Origin of the sequence: Methanocalculus taiwanensis (assembly GCF_024372745.1) — an archaeon.
GTDB lineage: Archaea > Halobacteriota > Methanomicrobia > Methanomicrobiales > Methanocorpusculaceae > Methanocalculus > Methanocalculus taiwanensis.
Genome location: NZ_VOTZ01000057.1, coordinates 1 through 2,157, shown reverse-complemented (window position 1 = coordinate 2,157; position 2,157 = coordinate 1). Strand labels below are relative to the sequence as shown.

The window sequence follows — 2,157 nt, the reverse complement described above, 5'->3', positions numbered from 1 at the left end:
TTCACAATCCGCACCCTTCTCACAATTCACATTTAATTATATTTTCATTTAACAATGTACCAACCAGTACAACTATTATTCAATTTAAAGATTAATTATAAATCTATCCTCATTCCATATTCTTCATGCCCAAACAGAAGAGGAATGGCCCGACCAAAATGGATCGCCTCTATCCGAAAACCAAAATGAGTGTCACCGATCCATTCAAGGAGATCAGAAATCTAGTAGATTGTATACCGGAATCACCCTCTCCAACACAGATAACACCTCTCATTGCATTGGTTGTTCGGTCAATCCTCGACAAAATCGGGTTTGTTGAACTGGTAAACGAAACGGTATCCTGGGATCAAAATCAGTGTTCGATCAGCCCGGGAAACAGAGCACTCGCCCTTGTTCTGCTGCCTTTTCTCTCCACCAAGCAGCGTGTTGCACTGGTTCATGTGAGCCAGCAGCTCGAAAATATCGATACAGAACTGATCTTTGGTTCAGCCATACCTGCCACATCGTTCACTGACGATTGTCTCGGAAGGTTCCTTGACAAGTTCGCAGATGCCTGTCCCTCCAACTTCTTTCAACAGCTCTCTCTCCGGGCCTATGCTGTCTACGATATCCAACAATCACTCATCCTCCATAGTGACGTAACATCACATGAGGTCTGTGGCGAGTATGAGCTCGATGAAACACCAGATGCTCATGGTCCAACAGTCTGTTTTGGTCTCAACAAAACCGGTCGAAGAGATCGCAGGATCTTTCAGACCGGAGTCGTCTCAGATGGCAATGGACTGATCCGGTATTGCAAAACCATGGATGGGAATCATGCTGATTCCGTCTGGAATATGGAAGCGCTCACCGCTCTTCAGGAGATCTTTGGTGAAGAGTTCAGAAACCATACCTATATTGCTGACTCCAAACTCCTCAACCGTCCTAACCTGGAGGTTTTAAACCGGCAGGGATCTGAAGTGCGGTTTATATCGCATATTCCAGCGAATTTCGCCGGAAAAATTGCCGATAAATACAGATCGATCGCTCGTGAGCAAAATCAATGGGTTGACCTTGGCCAATGTTGCACCGAGGAAGAGACGCCCGACAAACGGGCAACCTACCGTTCACAGCGATTCGAGGTTGATATCTATGGATTGCCCTATACACTTGTCGTCTATGAAACATCGGCAGCAGATGAACGGGTGAAGAGCCAGATCAAGACGGATACAACTGATTTGGAGACGTTGGTCAAGGAGAAGAAATTCAAAACACCATTTGCCTGTGAACCTGATGCACTGAGGGCAATTGAAGAACTGAACGAACAGTCCCGGAAACTGCTTGTCCAACCGGTGATCGAGATTGAATCCGAACTAAAACAACGATGGCCACGGGGACGGAGGGGAGAGGAGACGAAACCTCTTGAAGAGTGGTCGGTCTACCATGTCCGGGTGAAGGGGACCCGTGTGCACGAAGAACGGGTGAGAGCGTTCAGGGATAAGAAAGAGACATTCGCTCTCCTGACAAACCATACCGAGTTGGATTTGGATGACAGGTCCGTGCTCCGGCATTACAAACAACAGCACGTTGTCGAGAATATTTTCCGAACAATGAAATGGTCGGTTATGGCAGACCGGATCTATCTGAATAATCCAAAACGGATCGATGCCATGATGACGATACTGTATGTCTCGTATCTTGTGATGGGGATTCTGCAGGTGATTGCACGGATGAATATCAGGAAACTGCCGGAACCACCCAGGATCTACATCGATAATAAACCACTGAAATCTCCAACCGCGGCGTTTCTGATACAGTCACTTGGCTCATTCGATATTTTCACTGAAGATGGGAACCGCCAGATAACCGGTGTTACTGAACGGAACAGGTATCGTCTGTCGGTTCTGCTCTATCTGATTGGCATGGGTTCAGAGGAGGGAGTGTCCTGATTACTTCCGGAGTACATCCTAATCGCTCCCGGTGAGGCACACTTGCATAGCTGACGGCATGGATGTTATGAAGGGTTGAAAGGAGAAACAAGTCATCAGGACGGTGAGAGTGAGTGTTTATGTTGCCGGGAGAGAGATGAGAAGGGATCGAGTGTCGGACTAATTGACTCCTTTTTGTCTTTAGGGGCCCTAATTCAGCTCTTTTGGTTCAGGGGGTGCGGATTGTGAA

The 2,157-nt window shown here is 47.2% G+C and carries 1 protein-coding gene; it reads left to right on the top strand.

Annotated elements, in window-relative coordinates; genetic code table 11:
* The first annotated feature begins 125 nt into the window (after window positions 1-125).
* Window positions 126-1,928 carry an IS1634 family transposase gene (locus tag FTO68_RS11735; RefSeq protein ID WP_255333599.1) on the top strand — a complete coding sequence of 601 codons (1,803 nt, stop codon included), beginning with the start codon at window positions 126-128 and terminating at the stop codon, window positions 1,926-1,928.
* Window positions 1,929-2,157 lie beyond the last annotated feature (229 nt).

Bases quoted from the DNA above. Each gene is read 5' to 3' on its own strand.
- FTO68_RS11735 (WP_255333599.1), top strand. From the start codon at position 126: ATGCCCAAACAGAAGAGGAATGGCCCGACCAAAATGGATCGCCTCTAT.